Here is a 15355-nt window from a genome sequence, read left to right on the forward strand (position 1 = left end):
AATTATAACGCGGAAAGGACGGCGTGGCACTTAATTTCCAAGCTGGGGATGGCGTCGGCAGGGCTGACTTTGGTCGCCATTTCTCCCGCGACGGTCGATCCGTCTTGCGCCGGTCGCATGGCAGACCACAACGGCAGCTTCGAACCGGAAGCGGTCATTCGACAGAATGACATGAGCCTTAGCTAGGCCCGGCGTTTCCTGCATCCACTATGGCCTGAACAACAAGTGCGATGCGTTTGTCACGCATGCCGGGCCTAACGCGGCCTGAACGTTCGAGCTCAGCAAGCCCATGAAGAGCTGCCCAGAAAGTCTCGGTTACGATCTCCACATCAGCGCAGAACGGAGATACCACTGCTGCAATTGCTTCGAAGGCGGCCCTAAGTTCCGATCTCGTTTCAGCTTCGGCGAACCTCAATTGAGTCGGTAGGATGAACATGGCGTCGTAGAGTGCTGGGCGACTTAGCGCGAAAGCAAAATAGCCCGTGGCGACATCCATGAGGGCGTCCCGTCGTCCGTTCGCCCCGTCTGCCGCTGCCCGAAGAACGGTTGTGAGCTCCTTGAAGCCTTCGACTGCAACTGCTGCAACGATGGCATCCCTGTTCACGAAATGCGAGTAGAGGACAGGCTGGCTATATTCGATTTCTTGAGCCAGACGGCGAATCGTAACGGCATCCCACCCTTCGCTTTCCGCGATTATACGTGCTGCCGCGACGATGCGATCTTCGCGTTCGGCCCGTTCTCGACTTTTTCGGTCTGCGACACTCATTCCCAAATCTCCATGCCCGCAAGGCAAATATACCCCAAATTATAACAATGCTTGACTAACTAGCAATGCTAGGGCATTAGCTAGCGACGATAGATTATATTGCGTCGCTAGGAGAGTTGCGAAATGTACTGGCTTGTTAACGGGACCGGGTTGCTTGTGGCCCTCGCGATCATCGCGATCGGCACCAGCTATATTGCGAGCCCAACGACCACAACGCGCAGTTTTGGCCTGCCGCTTCCTGAAGATGGCCCCAATATCCCTTGGTGGCTTCGCCTCAAGGGGGTTCGCGACATCACAGCGGGATTACTCGTCCTTGCGTTTATGGTGTGGGGTACGCAGCGGGAGATCGGCATCGTCCTTTTGGTCGAAGCGATTATCCCCGTCGGCGACATGCTGCTTATTCTCGCAGCAAAAGGCTCAAGCAAAAGCGCCTTCGGCATTCACGGCCTCACGGCGGTGATTATGGCCCTGGCTGCCATCCCCATGATAATCGGTGCGCACTGAGATGGTTCACGTTCTTGCAGTCTGGTTCTTAGTTGTGGCGTTCTCTGGCGCAGGCCTTGTCAACGCGATCGGCGCGTCCAAGACGCGAAGCGATTTCGCTCGATGGGGCTACCCGCGTTGGTGGAGCATTTTCACCGGTGGACTGGAGATATCGAGCGCTGTTCTGATTGCACTTCCTGGCAGCCGCATTATCGGCGTGGCGCTTGGGGCGGCAATCATAGCGGCTGTGCTATTAACTGTTCTACGTCACCGCGAGTATGCACACCTTGCGCCATTGAGTGTCTTTATCGCCTTGATCGCTCTTGCAGCAGCCTGACCTTAAGCACCGCCAGCAAGCCGCTCGTCAGCGATGGGCCGAAGGCTGCCGTGGTCCGCCACGCTAGGGGCAGTATTGTCGATCGATCAGCGATCAGCGAAACGCCGTCTCGCGGCTTCGGTGACAGGTGTGTACAGGGCCACGCGCGTACCCTCGGGGTCGGAGAACTGGACCGTGCGATTGCCCCATGGCAAATCCTTGGGCTCGTGTACGACTGTGACCTGCTGTTTGAGGCGGGCGAATTCGGCATCGACGTCCGACACCATGAATTCCAGAATGGCAGTCCTGTTGGCCGATGGCTCCGCACTGCCCTCCCGGAACAATGCCACGGTTTCCGCGCTGCCTATGGCGAGGCTCGCGCCGGGCGTGACAATCTCGGCGAACACTGGCGCGAGCCAACTGGCGCGGTAGCCCGTCACCAGCTCGTAGAAAGCCACCATGCTTTTAATGTCCGAAGCGACGAGGCGGGTGGATGCGAATTTCATGATCTTCTCCTTGGGTGCGCGACCGTTTCTTTCCTTGCTTTTGTGGCACACCCGTGCTGACAGCGTTGTGGCAGCAGGAGTCACTAGCTATGCGAAAAGCGGATCGCCTTTTTCAGATCATCCAGATTCTACGCAGGTCGAGCCGCCCGGTTACCTCGTTGCAGCTCGCGGATGAACTCGAAGTCGCCCGGCGAACTGTGTACCGCGACATCGCACACTTGATTGCCCAGCGCGTTCCGATCGAGGGTGAAGCGGGGTTCGGTTACGTTATCGATCCGCGATACGAAATGCCGCCACTGATGCTGACATCCGAGGAAATCGAGGCCGTGGTGCTCGGCGTTCAAATGGTGGCGAGGTTGAATGACGCGGCCATCAGGAATGCCGCCAGCGATGTGATGGCGAAGATTACATCGATCGTGCCGGAGCACCTTCTTCCCTATATTGCCGAACCCGCGGTCGGCATCAAACCCGGTGAAGCCACCGGAGATGTGACACTCGACACGCGTCCGCTCAGGCGGGCGGTCAGGGAAGGCCGCAAGCTGCATCTCGACTATCGCGCGGCAAACGGCGAGGTGACCAGCCGCATCGTGTGGCCTGTGCTTCTAGGCTACGCCGATACGTACAGCCTCCTGATTGCGTGGTGCCAATCGAAACAAGCCTTCCGTCATTTCCGCACCGACAGCATCCTCGAAGTCGAGATCCTCGAAGAATCCATCGGCATGTCCAAGAGCAAGTTGAGACGGCAATGGCAGCAGTGTCGCGATGCCGAAATTCTCAAGCGCCGTACAGGACAGTGATCGCAATGGGCCGAAAGCTGCCACGCGTGGCATCTGCCGACGAGTTGCGCTTATTTCAGCAGGCCGAGCATCGAGCTGTCGGGATAGCAGGTAGGCTTGCGTCCGCTCTTTTGCTGCCATTGGCCGATCGACCGCCGGGTCTTGTAGCCCGGCAATCCGTCGGTGCCGCCGACGTCGTATCCCTTGCGTTGCAAAGTCATCTGCATGCTGGCGACGTCGGAGCGCAGCATCTTGCCGACATCGCCCCATTGGCCCTGGAAGGCGCCGGAACCATAGGCGATGCGATCGGCGAGATTGCCGATATAGAGGCCGTAAAGATCGGAATTATTGTATTCCTTGATGACGTAGAAATTCGGCGTGACGATGAATTCCGGCCCGTCACGGCCGGCCGGCACCAGCATCGTGCCGCCGGCGCGCAGCTCATCGGACGGAAAAGCTTTGCCGGAAATCCTGGCGATCCCGAGCGATGTCCATTGCGAAATCGGCTTGGCGAGATCCGGCCCCTCCTGCGCACAGGAAACGTTTTCCGGGATCGTCACTTCGTAGCCCCAGCCGCGGCCGCGCTGCCAGCCCTTCTGCACTAGATAGTTGGCTATGGAGGCAAGCGTGTCCGGCACGGACGTCCAGATATTGCGATGGCCGTCGCCGTCGAAGTCGACCGCATATTTCAGATAGCTGGTTGGCATGAATTGTGGCTGGCCGAGCGCGCCGGCCCAGGACCCCATGAACTGAGCGGGAGTGACATCGCCGTGCTCGAGAATGCCGAGCGCGGCGATGAGTTCGGTGCGGAACATTTCCTTGCGCGTCGACATGAAAGCCTTGGTCGCCAGCACCTGGATCGCCGAATTCGGTAGCTTCGCGGCTCCGAAACCGGTCTCGCGGCCCCAGATGGCAAGTACAATCGGCCCGGGCACGCCATAGACCTTTTCGATCCTTTTCAGTGTCGGACCATATTGCGAAGCGAAGCTGCGCCCGGTTGCCGCCAGCTTCTGCAGCCGCGCCTCATTGAAATAGGGAGCGGGCGAGGAGAATTCCGCCTGCGTCTGCTTTTGCTCCTTCGCCTTCGGAAAGCCGGGCGGCGCCAGATCCGGCAGATCCCAATTCAGCGTCACGCCGGAAAAGGCGGCCTGGAAAGTCTTTTCGGAAACGCCGTCCTTCTTCGCTTCCGGCCAGAGGTCCTTTTGTACCCAGGTCTGGAACTGCGCCTCGACATCGGCTTTGGACGCGGCAAGCGCGGGCAGGGGGAGCAGGGTCATGAGGAGGACAAGCAGCCACAGAATATGCCGCACAATACCGCCCTCTGTCCCTCTCGGGACATCTCCCCCACAAGGGGGGAGATTGTTGGCGGCACGCTTCATGCCATGCGGACGGTCAGAAGTTTCCGCGAATCCAGTAGCTAATTGTTTGGCGAAGATAGCACTGCGAGTTACCGATCTCCCCCCTTGTGGGGGAGATGTCACGAAGTGACAGAGGGGGGTATGCGCTCTCCTCATACGCAGTCCTTTATTGCAGCAGTCAAATCGCCGTCCGCGCCCGCAAGGCCGCCGTCAGCGTGCCTTCGTCGAGATAGTCGAGTTCGCCGCCGACCGGTACGCCGTGAGCGAGACGGGTGATTTTTACCTCCAGACCTGCAAGCTGGTCGGTTATATAGTGTGCTGTGGTTTGCCCTTCGACGGTAGCGTTGACGGCGATGATGATTTCGCGGACGCCGCCCTCGCCGACACGCTCGATCAGGCCGCGGATGTTGAGGTCATCGGGGCCGATACCGTCGAGCGGCGACAGCACGCCGCCAAGCACATGATAGGCCGCATTCATCGCGCCGGCGCGCTCCAGCGCCCAGAGGTCGGCGACATCCTCGACGACGATGATAACAGACTGATCGCGGCGGTCGTCAGTGCAGACAGTGCAGGGGTCGACAGTATCGACATTGCCGCAGCGCGAGCAAATCTTCACTTTGTCATAGGCGTCGCCCATTGCATGGGAGAGAGGGCCGAGCAATTGGTCCCTCTTCTTGATCAGATGCAATGCGGCGCGACGCGCCGAACGTGGGCCAAGGCCAGGCACCTTCGCCAGGAGCTGGATGAGTTTTTCGATTTCGGGGCCGGTGACTCGCTTTGCCATGGGAGGCTTTTAGCTCATATGCTGGAGGAACGGAATCGCGGAAGGGATGATCGCCCCATGAAAATTCTGGCCGTCTGCATCGGCGCTGCCGAAATACTGCCGGGCAAGAGCTACAAGACCGGCATCAACAAGCATGCGGTCGGCGGTACAGTCATGATCGACGCCGAGGGTGTCATCGGCGACGCCGTCTGCAATGGCGAACATCATGGTGGGCGCGATCAGGCCATTTATGTCGAGGGTTCGCTGACGCTGGATTGGTGGTCGAACGAGCTGGGGCGCAGGCTGGAGCCCGGTACGTTCGGCGAAAATATCGTCATCGAAGGGCTCGATAACCGCGAGGTGGCTGTCGGCGACAGATTCATAGCCGACCATTTAGTCCTGGAAGTGACCTCGGCCCGCATTCCCTGCTCGACTTTCGCGGCAAAAATGGGCGATCCAAAATTCGTCAAGCGTTATACCCAAGCAGGCCGCCCAGGCATCTATTGCCGTGTCATCGAAAATGGCACCGCTACCGCCGGAACCCCAGTGACCTATGTTCCCTATGCTGGCGCCAAGGTCACCATGCCGGAATTGATGGCGACCTTCGGAAGACGATTGTCAATGGAGGACCGGGCGCGATATCTCTCCGCACCCATTCATTACAAGCTCAGAGCGCTTCTCGACGACAATCCCCTCGATTCCTGAGTTTACCGCATGGCGATGGCAACCGCCGCACCCGCCATTGTGCCGGCGCTAGCGCGGTTGGCCATCCGCACAGCGCGGCGGCTTTTCAGGAAACCACGCGCCTTGGCCGCGAAAAAAGCCCAGCTCAGATCGATGACCGCCAGCACGACGAACATCGTCGCCACCAGCTCGATCCAGCCGACCAGTGTAACGGCATGGATATCAATGATCGACGGCAGCAGCGCCACATAGAACATCATGATCTTGGGATTGCCCATCGTCACCGTGAGGCCGGCGAAGAAGAGGCGGAGCGGCGATTGCGCATCCGGTAGCTTTTCCTGCGTCGTATCGGCAGCGGCGAACCACATTTTCCAGGCGAGATAGAGTAGATAGGCCACACCGGCCCATTTGATGGTGACGAACGCCCAATGGAATGTCTCGGCAATCGCCGCCAGTCCCGCGACCGCGCAGGTCAGCCAGACCGCTTCGCCGATCCACATGGCGGCAAGGAAGGGCAGCACGTCGCGCGCGCCCTTGGTCAGAACGCGGGCGACAAGCGCGGCAACGCTCGGTCCCGGCGAGCCGGCAGCAACGAACAGTGCGCCGGCAAAAACAAGCAATGTCGTCAGGCTCATCACGTTCTCTCAGATGTCGGGGGACGAAATGTTCGAAGTGTGCTTACGAATAGCACCCCGTCGCACATTTTCCAAACCGGCCGCATCCTCTCAGACAAGTCCGGCGCGGAAACGTCCGAACAGCGCGTAGCCTTCCGGCCAACAGCCGATTCCGGAGTTCGCATTGATATGGCCGAGCGCGCCGACATCGATCAACTCGCTGCCCCAGACCGAAGCACTTTCCGTCGCATAGTCGAACGAGCCGAACGGATCATCGGTACTTGCGACAAGAAGCGACGGAAACGGCAGTCGCCGGCGCGGCGGATTGGCGAAGCTAGGGGCCTCGGTCAGATAGACCTCTCCTGTGGGATCGGGCGCCGAGACAAGGAAGGCACCCAATATCCTTGCCTGTGCGGATGCCGCCCAATGCGCGACCAACTGGCAGGCGAGGCTATGGACGACCAGGACCGGCGGCGTCTTCGAGCGACTGATCTCCCGATCGAGCGCGGCGATCCAATCTGTCAATTCCGGCCTGTCCCAGCTCGCCGGCTGGAAGCGCCGCATCTGGGGATTCTGCCGTTCCCATAGCGTTTGCCAGTGGCCTTCCCCCGATCCACCAAGGCCGGGCAGGACGATAATATCGCTCATGACTATCCTTTCGCAGTCTGTTGACCGATCGAAACTGGCATGTCGCATGGGCGATTGACATTACAATCCATCGGAGAAAACTTGGAGCTACCGATGAATTAAAGGTACAAGAATGGAAAGCTTCGAGAAGGACCTGGATCCGACCGATCTGTCGATGATCGAGATTCTGCAGGAGGATGGGCGGATTTCCGTGTCGGAACTTGGCCGCCGGGTCGGGCTTTCGCAGCCCGCGGCGTCCGAACGTCTCAAGCGGCTGGAGGAGCGCGGCATCATTGCCGGCTATCGCGCCGTCATCGATCCCGCTGCCGTCGGTCTTGGCATGATGGCCGTCGTCCGGCTGCGGACGACCCATGAGCATATACGCCCCTGCCTGAAACAGTTTTCGGAGATGCCGCAGATCATCGAGGTCCTGCGGCTGACCGGTGAGGATTGTTTCCTGCTCAAGGTCCTGGTGCCGACACCATCAGACCTTGAAACCATCGTCGATTCCATCGCCCGCCACGGCGCGGTGACCACATCGCTGGTGTTGCGGAACGAGCCGGCAAAACCGATCGGCCGCGAGCTCATCCGCAAGACGATGGTGCGTTGAGGGAATGCTTCTCAGAATGGCAGCTTGAATCCAGGCGGGATCGGCAGGCCGGCCGTCAGTTCCCGGGTCTTTTCGGCGGCCAGCGCCTCGGCCTTCTCCTGAGCATCCTTGTTTGCAGCGACGATAAGATCTTCAAGGATTTCGACGTCGTCTTCCTTGAAGAGCGACGGATCGATCTTGATGGCCAGCATCTGGCTCTTGCCGTTCACAGTGACGGTGACGAGGCCGCCGCCGGCCTTGCCTTCGGCCCGGATGTCGGCGATTTCCGCCTGCATCTTCTCCATCTTGGCCTGCATTTCCTTCACTTTGCCCATCATGCCCATGATGTCGCGCATCGTCGCTCGTCCTTCTTCTTCGCCTTTGTCTTATTATTATTGAGTGTAATCTAATTCGAAAACCGCTTTACGCGTTTTATTGTACGGTTCGTGGATTTGGCATCATTCCCTTAGAATTCGATATCATCGCCCGGCAGGATGTCGCCGTCATCGGATTCGGCGGTCGCTGGAGCGGCGGTTTGTTCCTCTTCCTCCGCATCCGACGCACGCACGCGCACGTCAATGATCTTGGCGCCCGGAAATTGCGATAGGATCGCCGCCACATCGGGGTCCTGGCGGGCATCGGCGACCCGCTGCTGCTGCGCGTTTGCTTCCGCCTCCACCAAAGTCGGTTCGCCTTCGTCGCGGCTGAGGCTGACGATCCAATGGATGCCGGTCCATTCCTTCAGTTTGACGGCGAGTTCGTTCAGCAGCGTCCCCGGCGCGCCCGGCGTCAGGCTGACGTCGAGCCGGCCGGGCTCCAGCCGCACCGGGCGAACGAAGCTCCGCACCAGCGCCTTCAGTTTCGGATCGCGCTTCTGGCCGGCAAGTTCGGCGATATCGGCCATCGAATTGACGGGAACCAACGGCTTCGGCGCTTCGACGGGCTTTTGTTCGATGCGGCCGATTGCGGGGGTGGCCAACGGCTGCGTATTCGGAACCGACCGCAGCATGGCGACCGGCGGTGTGGGCGCAGGTCGCGATGGCGCGGTTTCGACCGCGCGCGCCATCACATTGCCCTGGTAGGAGACCGGCGTTCCAACGCTGTTGCCGGCTGACGGAGCGGACGACGGACGTGCGGCGCCATTGCCGTCCGAAAATTCGGCAAGCCGCCGCGCCGCATCTTCCGGCGCCGGCAGATGGGCGGCGTGGGCCAGGCGGATCAGCACCATTTCGGCGGCACCGGCCGTGCGGGCAGCGCTTTCGGTCTCCGGTATGCCCTTCAGCAGCATCTGCCAAAAGCGCGACAGCGTCGTAACCGCCACGCCTCGCGCGAATTCGGCTGCCTTGGTGCGTTCGACCTCGCTCAGCGACGGATCATTGGCGGCATCAGGCACATATTTCAGGCGGGTGACCAGATGGGTGAAATCGGCAAGGTCGGTCAGCACGACGACGGGATTGGCGCCGGCTTCGTATTGGCTGTTGAATTCCGACAACGCAGCGGCGACATCGCCCTTGATGATGTGGTGGAAGAGATCGACGATGCGGGCGCGGTCAGCGAGCCCCAGCATCGAGCGAACGGCATCTGCCGCCACCGCGCCGCTGCCGTGGGCGATCGCCTGGTCGAGCAGCGACAGCCCATCGCGGGCCGAGCCTTCGGCGGCACGGGCGATCATGGCAAGCGCTTCCGGCTCCGCCTCGATGCCTTCCTTGGCGGCGATGGTAGTGAACAGGCCGACGAGATCCGAGGCGCTGATGCGGCGCAGGTCGAAGCGTTGGCAGCGCGACAGAACCGTGATCGGCACCTTGCGGATTTCGGTGGTGGCGAAGATGAACTTTACATGCTCCGGCGGCTCTTCCAGCGTTTTCAGCAGCCCGTTGAAGGCGGCCGTCGACAGCATGTGCACTTCGTCGATGATGTAGACCTTGTAGCGTGCGGAAACCGGACGGTAGCGCACCTGCTCGATGATCTCTCGGATGTCGTCGATGCCCGTGTGCGAGGCGGCATCCATCTCGATGACATCGACATGCCGTCCTTCCATGATCGCCTGGCAATGATCGCCTGGCTCACGCAGGTCAATGGTCGGGCGGTCGATTTCGGCGGTCTTGTAATTGAGGGCGCGTGCCAGGATGCGAGCTGTCGTCGTCTTGCCGACGCCGCGCACGCCGGTCAGCATGTAGGCCTGGGCAATGCGGCCGGTCTCGAACGCGTTGGTCAGCGTGCGAACCATCGGCTCCTGGCCGACCATCAAATCTGTGAAATCCTTGGGCCGGTATTTGCGGGCCAGCACCCGGTAACCGGTGCCGGTCGAAGCGGCATCTTTTGCTTGTCGCTCGGTGTCGCTCATCGCCCTGCTTATTGCCCGCAGAAAGCCGGGCCTTGCTTTCGGAAAGGGTGGGAGGCTGGCACGATGACCCGTGCCGGGCTCGTTAGGGCTGCTTCCTTCCGGACCTGACCCGGTTGGCGAGTGGCTCGTCCACCACCAACCTCCCGAATGCACATATCGGCAATATCGGCATCAAAAGCAAGCCAAGGTCAAAAAAAACTGCTAAACATTTGATAAAACACCGGAGGATGGCCCATTGCAGGATTTTGCGCTCGACGATCGTCTGGCGAATGACAGCGTTTCCGTCACGATCACCGGCCTTTGCGACGTGCGGCTGATGAAGGATCGCCGCTGGCCATGGCTGTTGCTGGTGCCCAGGCGGCCCGGCATATCGGAAATATTCGAACTGACGCCGCTCGACCAGGTTCTGCTGACCTTCGAGACCAACAAGGTCGGTGCTGCCTTGAAGACGGTGACGGGGGCGACAAAAATCAACATCGGGGCTCTTGGAAATATCGTCCGTCAGCTTCATGTTCATGTCATTGCGCGGTTCGAAGGGGACGCGAACTGGCCCGGCCCGATCTGGGGTCACGGCAAGGCGGAACCCTATGCGGACGAAGACATGAACAGCTTCATAGCCAAGTTGCGGGAAACGCTTTCACAATGAATCATTCTATCTTCTCTTCGGATGCCCCCCACCCGGAAGCTAGCAGCCTCACCGCCTTTGCGGAAAACCAGCTTAACCGGGACGCCGAGCACCGCGATGAGGAATCGGTCGAGCGAGCCCTCTCTAAAGACGGCACGCATATCCTCGCTTTCGCCAAGGACAGGCTGGTTCTGAAACATGACGGCCAGGTGCTCGATCCGCTGTTTGCACGCTACGAGCTGCAGGAGCTTGATCCGGACTGGGAGGCGGCGGTGCTGCTCGGCTATCGCAAGACCGGCGAGCCGCGGCTCGCCGTGCCGGTGCGTATCAATGCCGACGACCTCGCCAGCCACTACAAGCCCGCCGACATGCGCTCGCTCTGGCGCGACCTTCTGCTCGAAGGCGAAATCCTCGGCGAAGCGGCGCAAGGCATGAGCCTTATCCGTTGGAACAGTGACAACCGCTTCTGTGGCCGTTGTGGCTCGGTCATGGAAAGCCGCATCGGCGGCTATAAGCGCGTCTGCACTGCCTGCGAACACATGATTTTCCCGCGCACTGATCCGGTCGTCATCATGCTGACGATCGACGAGGAGAAAAATCTTTGTCTGCTCGGCCGCAGCCACCATTTCGCGCCGGGCATGTATTCCTGTCTCGCCGGTTTCGTCGAGCCGGGCGAAACCATTGAGAACGCCGTGCGCCGCGAGACGCATGAGGAGTCCGGCATCCAGATCGGCCGCGTGCGGTACCATGCCTCGCAGCCCTGGCCGATGCCGCACTCCCTGATGATCGGTTGTTATGCCGAGGCGAAGTCGACGGAGATTCATATCGATGCCGCCGAGCTTGATGACTGCCGCTGGTTTACGCCGGAAGAGACGCTCGCCATGCTCGATCGCGTCTCGGCCTCCGGCAACACATCCCCACCCAAGGGCGCCATCGCCCATCGCCTTATGCGCGACTGGGTGGAATGGAAACGATAGGCGCTCGTCATGGCGCGCTCGGAACGGCTGCTGACCCTGCTGCAGACGCTCAGGCGCTACCGCCGCCCAGTCAGCGGCGCTACCCTCGCTGAGGAGACCGGCGTCAGCCTGCGCACGCTCTATCGTGATATAGCCAGCCTGCAGACACAGGGTGCCGACATCGAAGGCGAGCCCGGTATCGGCTATGTCTTGAAGCCCGGCTTCATGCTGCCACCAATGATGTTTTCGCAGGACGAGATTGAGGCGCTGGTGCTGGGATCGAGATGGGTCGCACGCGCAACCGATTCGCGACTGGCAGCAGCCGGCGCCGATGCTCTCGCCAAGATCGCCGCCGTGCTGCCAGCCGACATGCGAGAAGCGGTCGATCAGGCGGCTGTGGTCGTTGCTACACGGCGCATCACAGAGGACAAGGCCGATCTTTCGCTCATGCGCAAGGCGATCCGCTCGGAGCGCATGGTGCAACTGACCTATGGCGATGTGAACGGTGCCATCTCGACGCGCCGCATCTGGCCCTTCGCGCTGGGTTACTTCGATAATGCGCGCATCATCATGGCTTGGTGCGAGCTGCGTCAGGACTTTCGCCATTTCCGCGCCGACCGTATCGTCGATTTCGCAGTGCTGGAGGCACGCTATCCGCGACGCCGCGTTGCGCTGGCAAGGGAATGGCACGCCCGGGAAGGCATGCTCCACGATTGATCTCCGGCAATACGCTACTGCCAGAAACTGTCAGTAGGTTCGATTATGATGGGCACCATCCGAAGCAGGGAGGAGGACCGATCATGGCAAGCTCAATTCTTATCGTCACGAGGGAAACGCATCGGCCCGACATCGAGTCGCGTGAAGGCAAAGGCCTCTCTCCGCTCACATGGCCGAATCATCTTTTGCAGATTGCGCGCGGGTATTTCGTCGGCCGTCGCGATCGTCTCGATCTTGACGAAGCACCGGACTTCATAATGCGTGATCTTGGCTTCCTGGACGGTCATGCCCCGTACCGCGAGGAAGATCGGATGCGCTGAGACGCATTCCGTCAACACCAAACCAACCACTGACAAAACCACGAGCGGCGGGCTTCGCTATGCCCGCCGGAATGCATGCCCGTTGCCTTTATATCCCCTAAGCAAAGAGGAATATCCAAATGACAAGCCCGAATCTCATCATCTTCTATGTCAAGGATCCGGCCGAAAGCGTGCCGTTCTATCGTGACCTGCTCGGTCGCGAACCCGCCGTCGCTGCACCGAATTTCGCCGCCTTCCCGCTCGACAACGGTTTCACTCTTGGCCTTTGGCGCCGCAGCAGCGTCGAGCCGCAGCCGTCGGCCATCGGCAATCGCGGCGAACTCGCCTTCATGGTAGAGGGCGAAGGCGCGGTCGCAGAACATTACAAGGACTGGAAGGCCCGCGGCCTGCCGATCGCGCAGGAATTGACGACCCTGGATTTCGGCCCGACCTTCGTCGTGCTCGATCCGGATGGTCATCGCCTGCGGGTTTGTGAACCGGATAAGTGATCAGGAGAAAAAAGGGCGCCGAAAGGCGCCCTTTTCAGAGCTCCCCGCGCATTGGGTGCCCTTTGTAGACACCCAGAATGCGGACCTTCTCGGAAAAGAACCGCAATTCCTCCAGCGCCCGGCGCACATGCGCATCGGATGGATGGCCCTCGATATCGGCGTAAAACTGTGTCGCTACAAAACGGCCGCCGAGCTGATAGCTTTCGAGCTTCGTCATGTTGATGCCGTTGGTGGCGAAGCCGCCGAGCGCCTTGTAGAGCGCGGCAGGGATGTTGCGGACGTTGAAGACGAAGGTGGTGACGATCTTTTCTTCGGCCGAGCTGCGTTGCGCCCAGTTTTCGTCCCGCGACAGCACGACGAAGCGCGTCACGTTGCTTTCGGTATCCTCGACATTTTCCGCAACGATTTCCAGCCCGTAGAGGTCGGCCGCGAGCCGCGGCGCAAGCGCCGCCATCGTGCGGTCGCCGGTTTCTTGTACCAGCTTGGCCGCTCCCGCCGTATCGCCGGCGATGACAGGCTTCCAGCCGTTGGCGCGCACGATCTTGCGGCATTGGCCGAGGGCATGGATATGGCTGTGCACCGTGCGGATCTCTTCCTTCTTCACGCCCGGCAGCACCATGAGCTGGAAGTGGATCGGCATGAAATACTCGCCGACGATATGCAGCCGCGATTCCGGCAGCAGATGATGGATATCGGCGACGCGGCCGGCGATCGTGTTCTCGATCGGGATCATGCCGAGATCGGCCTCGCCATTGTCGATCGCGGCAAAGGCATCCTCGAAGGTCTGGCAGGGCAGCGGCACCATGGTCGGGAACACGTCGAGGGAGGCCATGTGAGAATTGGCGCCGTAGTCGCCCTGGAACGAGATCTTGTTGGTCTTGGTGATCATGGGACTGCCTTTGGGGGAATGCCGTCAGAGAGAAGCGGCGGAAAGGATACGTCTGGCCTTTTCGAGGTCGGCGGGAGTATCGACACCGAGCGGGATCGTGTCAACGATCTCAACATCGATGCGCATGCCGGCTTCCAGCGCTCTGAGCTGCTCCAGCGATTCGCGCCGTTCGAGCGGCGATGGCCCGAGGCTCACGAATTTTTCGAGCGCTGCACGACGATAGGCGTAAAGGCCGATGTGGTGGTAGAGCGGACCATTGCCGTAAGGCGCGGTGGTCCGGGTGAAATAGAGCGCGCGCATGCGATTGTCGGAAATCGCCGACCCCACGACTTTGACGACGCTCGGCGCCGTCTTTTCTTCCTCGTCCTTGATCTCGACGGTCAGTGTGGCGATATCGACGGCCGGATCTTCCAGCGGGCGCAGCGAAGCACGGATGGTCTCGGGATCGATGGTCGGCAGATCGCCCTGGACATTGACGACGATTTCAGCACGACCCTCGGGATCCACCGCCTGCAGGGCTTCATAGATTCGGTCCGAGCCGGATTGATGATCCTTGCGCGTCATGACGACTTCGAAGCCCGCATTCGCAACGGCCGCGAAAGTGTCGTCATGGTCGACGGCGACGACGATGCGACCGATCGCCGCCTCGCGCGCGCGTTTGGCAACCTGTACGATCATGGGTAGGCCGCAGATATCGGCGAGCGGTTTGCCTGGGAGGCGTGTGGATGCCATCCGGGCCGGAATAAGCACCAGCGTCTTGTCTAAGTTTGGATCTGTCATTGTTGGGCCTTCTATTCCCGCCGCAAAAGTGTCAAAAAGTCTCACGGTGGAGACCGTTTAGAGAGTTGCAAGAAACAGCCAAAAGACATAGGTTTCGCGCGAATTCAAGATGGGCCGGCAGCCGCTGCCGGAGGCGAGGGGAGCATAGCAGATGAATTCATCCTACGTGAACATGGGTGTCGGGGCACTTCTAGCCACACTTTTTGTGCTGAAGTCCGTGTCGCTCGCGTCGGGATTTATTTTCCATTCAGAGGCGCCGGAAAAGCCGGGCTTCGCCATTATCGCCGCTGAAGATACGTCTGCCGAAGCCGGCGGCAAGGCAGCCGCAGCCGCACCGGAAACGCCGATCGCAAAATTGCTTCAAACGGCCGATGCAAAAGTCGGCGAGACGATCTTCAAGAAGTGTCAGGCCTGTCATGATGGCACCAAGGGCGGACCAAACAAGGTCGGCCCGGATCTCTGGGGTATCGTCGATCGCCCCGTTGCCGAGCATGAGGGCTTCGCCTACTCCGCCGCCATCAAGGATTTCTCCAAGGGCGGCACGGAGAAGTGGACCTATGATCACATCTATCACTTCGTAGCGGCACCGAAGAAATTCATTCCGGGAACTGCCATGGGCTTTGCCGGCCTGCCGAAGGAAAAGGACCGCGCCGACCTGATCGCCTTCCTGCGTACGCTTGCCGATACGCCGGTACCACTGCCGGACCCGAACGCTGCGCCGGCGCCTGCAGCGACGAACTAAAGTACTTTAAGC

The 15355-nt window shown here is 60.3% G+C and carries 21 protein-coding genes and 1 other RNA gene; 11 read left to right on the forward strand and 11 right to left on the reverse strand.

The window, feature by feature from the left end; all coding sequences use genetic code 11:
* Nucleotides 1-178: 178 nt before the first annotated feature.
* Entirely contained in the window at nucleotides 179-766 is a 588-nt protein-coding gene (locus FHT86_RS35945; protein ID WP_133704642.1) for a TetR/AcrR family transcriptional regulator, read from the reverse strand.
* Nucleotides 767-889: 123 nt separating this feature from the next.
* On the opposite strand from FHT86_RS35945, the gene FHT86_RS35950 reads away from it, so the two are divergent.
* Entirely contained in the window at nucleotides 890-1270 is a 381-nt protein-coding gene (locus FHT86_RS35950) for a DUF4267 domain-containing protein (protein WP_133704641.1), read from the forward strand.
* A 1-nt stretch (nucleotide 1271) separates the two neighbouring features.
* A complete protein-coding gene (locus FHT86_RS35955; protein WP_133704640.1) occupies nucleotides 1272-1586 on the forward strand; it encodes a DoxX family protein in 315 nt (104 codons plus the stop codon).
* Nucleotides 1587-1672: 86 nt separating this feature from the next.
* Here the strand turns inward: FHT86_RS35955 and FHT86_RS35960 are convergent, their stop codons facing one another.
* On the reverse strand, nucleotides 1673-2071 hold the full coding sequence (locus tag FHT86_RS35960) for a VOC family protein (protein WP_133704639.1): 399 nt from the start codon (nucleotides 2069-2071) through the stop codon (nucleotides 1673-1675).
* 89 nt (nucleotides 2072-2160) lie between these two features.
* Here FHT86_RS35960 and FHT86_RS35965 point away from each other — a divergent pair, with 89 nt between their 5' ends.
* Nucleotides 2161-2868, forward strand: a complete 708-nt coding sequence (locus FHT86_RS35965) for a YafY family protein (RefSeq protein WP_133704638.1) — start codon at nucleotides 2161-2163, stop codon at nucleotides 2866-2868.
* A 50-nt stretch (nucleotides 2869-2918) separates the two neighbouring features.
* Here FHT86_RS35965 and FHT86_RS35970 read toward each other — a convergent pair whose 3' ends face one another.
* Both FHT86_RS35970 and recR read right to left on the reverse strand, forming a co-directional pair.
* Nucleotides 2919-4361, reverse strand: coding sequence for a lytic murein transglycosylase (locus FHT86_RS35970; protein ID WP_409527651.1), 1443 nt, complete (start codon nucleotides 4359-4361; stop codon nucleotides 2919-2921).
* Between the two features lie 22 nt (nucleotides 4362-4383).
* Nucleotides 4384-4989, reverse strand: a complete 606-nt coding sequence (recR, locus tag FHT86_RS35975; RefSeq protein ID WP_133704636.1) for a recombination mediator RecR — start codon at nucleotides 4987-4989, stop codon at nucleotides 4384-4386.
* A gap of 57 nt (nucleotides 4990-5046) precedes the next feature.
* Between recR and FHT86_RS35980 the strand changes: the two genes are divergently transcribed.
* Nucleotides 5047-5673, forward strand: a complete 627-nt coding sequence (locus tag FHT86_RS35980) for an MOSC domain-containing protein (RefSeq protein WP_246779826.1) — start codon at nucleotides 5047-5049, stop codon at nucleotides 5671-5673.
* Nucleotides 5674-5675: 2 nt separating this feature from the next.
* On the opposite strand, the gene FHT86_RS35985 is transcribed toward FHT86_RS35980, so the two are convergent.
* Nucleotides 5676-6287, reverse strand: coding sequence for a LysE family translocator (locus FHT86_RS35985; protein ID WP_133704634.1), 612 nt, complete (start codon nucleotides 6285-6287; stop codon nucleotides 5676-5678).
* Between the two features lie 90 nt (nucleotides 6288-6377).
* Nucleotides 6378-6914 (reverse strand): RBBP9/YdeN family alpha/beta hydrolase, encoded by a 537-nt coding sequence (locus tag FHT86_RS35990; protein ID WP_133704633.1) that lies wholly within the window; start codon nucleotides 6912-6914, stop codon nucleotides 6378-6380.
* A gap of 112 nt (nucleotides 6915-7026) precedes the next feature.
* Between FHT86_RS35990 and FHT86_RS35995 the strand changes: the two genes are divergently transcribed.
* On the forward strand, nucleotides 7027-7503 hold the full coding sequence (locus tag FHT86_RS35995; protein WP_133704632.1) for an Lrp/AsnC family transcriptional regulator: 477 nt from the start codon (nucleotides 7027-7029) through the stop codon (nucleotides 7501-7503).
* 11 nt (nucleotides 7504-7514) lie between these two features.
* Here the strand turns inward: FHT86_RS35995 and FHT86_RS36000 are convergent, their stop codons facing one another.
* The 3 genes from FHT86_RS36000 to ffs all read right to left on the reverse strand — a co-directional run bounded on the left by FHT86_RS36000 (nucleotide 7515) and on the right by ffs (nucleotide 9970).
* A complete protein-coding gene (locus FHT86_RS36000) occupies nucleotides 7515-7838 on the reverse strand; it encodes a YbaB/EbfC family nucleoid-associated protein (RefSeq protein WP_133704631.1) in 324 nt (107 codons plus the stop codon).
* 110 nt (nucleotides 7839-7948) lie between these two features.
* Nucleotides 7949-9826 (reverse strand): DNA polymerase III subunit gamma/tau, encoded by a 1878-nt coding sequence (locus tag FHT86_RS36005; RefSeq protein WP_133704630.1) that lies wholly within the window; start codon nucleotides 9824-9826, stop codon nucleotides 7949-7951.
* A 47-nt stretch (nucleotides 9827-9873) separates the two neighbouring features.
* Nucleotides 9874-9970: signal recognition particle sRNA small type (gene ffs / locus FHT86_RS36010), an RNA gene on the reverse strand.
* Between the two features lie 91 nt (nucleotides 9971-10061).
* Between ffs and FHT86_RS36015 the strand changes: the two genes are divergently transcribed.
* The 5 genes from FHT86_RS36015 (at nucleotide 10062) to FHT86_RS36035 (ending at nucleotide 12932) form a co-directional block, all read left to right on the forward strand.
* Nucleotides 10062-10472: an HIT family protein gene (locus tag FHT86_RS36015; protein WP_133704629.1), complete on the forward strand. Its 411-nt coding sequence runs from the start codon at nucleotides 10062-10064 to the stop codon at nucleotides 10470-10472.
* Complete coding sequence (gene nudC, locus FHT86_RS36020) at nucleotides 10469-11428, forward strand: NAD(+) diphosphatase (protein ID WP_133704628.1); 960 nt, start codon at nucleotides 10469-10471, stop codon at nucleotides 11426-11428. Before FHT86_RS36015 ends, nudC begins: the two co-directional genes overlap by 4 nt.
* A 9-nt stretch (nucleotides 11429-11437) precedes the next feature.
* Nucleotides 11438-12124, forward strand: a complete 687-nt coding sequence (locus tag FHT86_RS36025; RefSeq protein WP_133704627.1) for a YafY family protein — start codon at nucleotides 11438-11440, stop codon at nucleotides 12122-12124.
* 83 nt (nucleotides 12125-12207) lie between these two features.
* The gene (locus FHT86_RS36030) at nucleotides 12208-12444 is read left to right on the forward strand and encodes a hypothetical protein (RefSeq protein ID WP_210298209.1); all 237 of its coding nucleotides are present in this window, start codon (nucleotides 12208-12210) and stop codon (nucleotides 12442-12444) included.
* A 119-nt stretch (nucleotides 12445-12563) separates the two neighbouring features.
* Nucleotides 12564-12932: a VOC family protein gene (locus FHT86_RS36035; RefSeq protein ID WP_133704626.1), complete on the forward strand. Its 369-nt coding sequence runs from the start codon at nucleotides 12564-12566 to the stop codon at nucleotides 12930-12932.
* Nucleotides 12933-12966: 34 nt separating this feature from the next.
* Here the strand turns inward: FHT86_RS36035 and FHT86_RS36040 are convergent, their stop codons facing one another.
* Nucleotides 12967-13821 carry a prephenate dehydratase gene (locus FHT86_RS36040; protein ID WP_133704625.1) on the reverse strand — a complete coding sequence of 285 codons (855 nt, stop codon included), beginning with the start codon at nucleotides 13819-13821 and terminating at the stop codon, nucleotides 12967-12969.
* Nucleotides 13822-13845: 24 nt separating this feature from the next.
* Nucleotides 13846-14601, reverse strand: coding sequence for a 3-deoxy-manno-octulosonate cytidylyltransferase (locus tag FHT86_RS36045; RefSeq protein ID WP_133704624.1), 756 nt, complete (start codon nucleotides 14599-14601; stop codon nucleotides 13846-13848).
* A 151-nt stretch (nucleotides 14602-14752) separates the two neighbouring features.
* Here FHT86_RS36045 and FHT86_RS36050 point away from each other — a divergent pair, with 151 nt between their 5' ends.
* Nucleotides 14753-15343 (forward strand): cytochrome c family protein, encoded by a 591-nt coding sequence (locus tag FHT86_RS36050; protein WP_133704623.1) that lies wholly within the window; start codon nucleotides 14753-14755, stop codon nucleotides 15341-15343.
* Nucleotides 15344-15355: the final 12 nt, after the last annotated feature.

The organism is Rhizobium sp. BK313 (genome assembly GCF_014193655.1).
Classification (GTDB): Bacteria; Pseudomonadota; Alphaproteobacteria; order Rhizobiales; family Rhizobiaceae; genus Rhizobium.

Bases quoted from the DNA above. Each gene is read 5' to 3' on its own strand.
- FHT86_RS36005 (WP_133704630.1), bottom strand. From the start codon at position 9,826: ATGAGCGACACCGAGCGACAAGCAAAAGATGCCGCTTCGACCGGCACC.
- FHT86_RS36050 (WP_133704623.1), top strand. From the start codon at position 14,753: ATGAATTCATCCTACGTGAACATGGGTGTCGGGGCACTTCTAGCCACA.
- FHT86_RS35955 (WP_133704640.1), top strand. From the start codon at position 1,272: ATGGTTCACGTTCTTGCAGTCTGGTTCTTAGTTGTGGCGTTCTCTGGC.
- FHT86_RS35990 (WP_133704633.1), bottom strand. From the start codon at position 6,914: ATGAGCGATATTATCGTCCTGCCCGGCCTTGGTGGATCGGGGGAAGGC.
- FHT86_RS35960 (WP_133704639.1), bottom strand. From the start codon at position 2,071: ATGAAATTCGCATCCACCCGCCTCGTCGCTTCGGACATTAAAAGCATG.
- FHT86_RS35995 (WP_133704632.1), top strand. From the start codon at position 7,027: ATGGAAAGCTTCGAGAAGGACCTGGATCCGACCGATCTGTCGATGATC.
- FHT86_RS36035 (WP_133704626.1), top strand. From the start codon at position 12,564: ATGACAAGCCCGAATCTCATCATCTTCTATGTCAAGGATCCGGCCGAA.
- FHT86_RS35985 (WP_133704634.1), bottom strand. From the start codon at position 6,287: ATGAGCCTGACGACATTGCTTGTTTTTGCCGGCGCACTGTTCGTTGCT.
- FHT86_RS35950 (WP_133704641.1), top strand. From the start codon at position 890: ATGTACTGGCTTGTTAACGGGACCGGGTTGCTTGTGGCCCTCGCGATC.
- FHT86_RS36040 (WP_133704625.1), bottom strand. From the start codon at position 13,821: ATGATCACCAAGACCAACAAGATCTCGTTCCAGGGCGACTACGGCGCC.
- FHT86_RS36030 (WP_210298209.1), top strand. From the start codon at position 12,208: ATGGCAAGCTCAATTCTTATCGTCACGAGGGAAACGCATCGGCCCGAC.
- FHT86_RS35970 (WP_409527651.1), bottom strand. From the start codon at position 4,361: ATGAGGAGAGCGCATACCCCCCTCTGTCACTTCGTGACATCTCCCCCA.
- nudC (WP_133704628.1), top strand. From the start codon at position 10,469: ATGAATCATTCTATCTTCTCTTCGGATGCCCCCCACCCGGAAGCTAGC.
- FHT86_RS35980 (WP_246779826.1), top strand. From the start codon at position 5,047: ATGAAAATTCTGGCCGTCTGCATCGGCGCTGCCGAAATACTGCCGGGC.
- FHT86_RS36045 (WP_133704624.1), bottom strand. From the start codon at position 14,601: ATGACAGATCCAAACTTAGACAAGACGCTGGTGCTTATTCCGGCCCGG.
- recR (WP_133704636.1), bottom strand. From the start codon at position 4,989: ATGGCAAAGCGAGTCACCGGCCCCGAAATCGAAAAACTCATCCAGCTC.
- FHT86_RS36025 (WP_133704627.1), top strand. From the start codon at position 11,438: ATGGCGCGCTCGGAACGGCTGCTGACCCTGCTGCAGACGCTCAGGCGC.
- FHT86_RS35965 (WP_133704638.1), top strand. From the start codon at position 2,161: ATGCGAAAAGCGGATCGCCTTTTTCAGATCATCCAGATTCTACGCAGG.
- FHT86_RS35945 (WP_133704642.1), bottom strand. From the start codon at position 766: ATGAGTGTCGCAGACCGAAAAAGTCGAGAACGGGCCGAACGCGAAGAT.
- FHT86_RS36000 (WP_133704631.1), bottom strand. From the start codon at position 7,838: ATGCGCGACATCATGGGCATGATGGGCAAAGTGAAGGAAATGCAGGCC.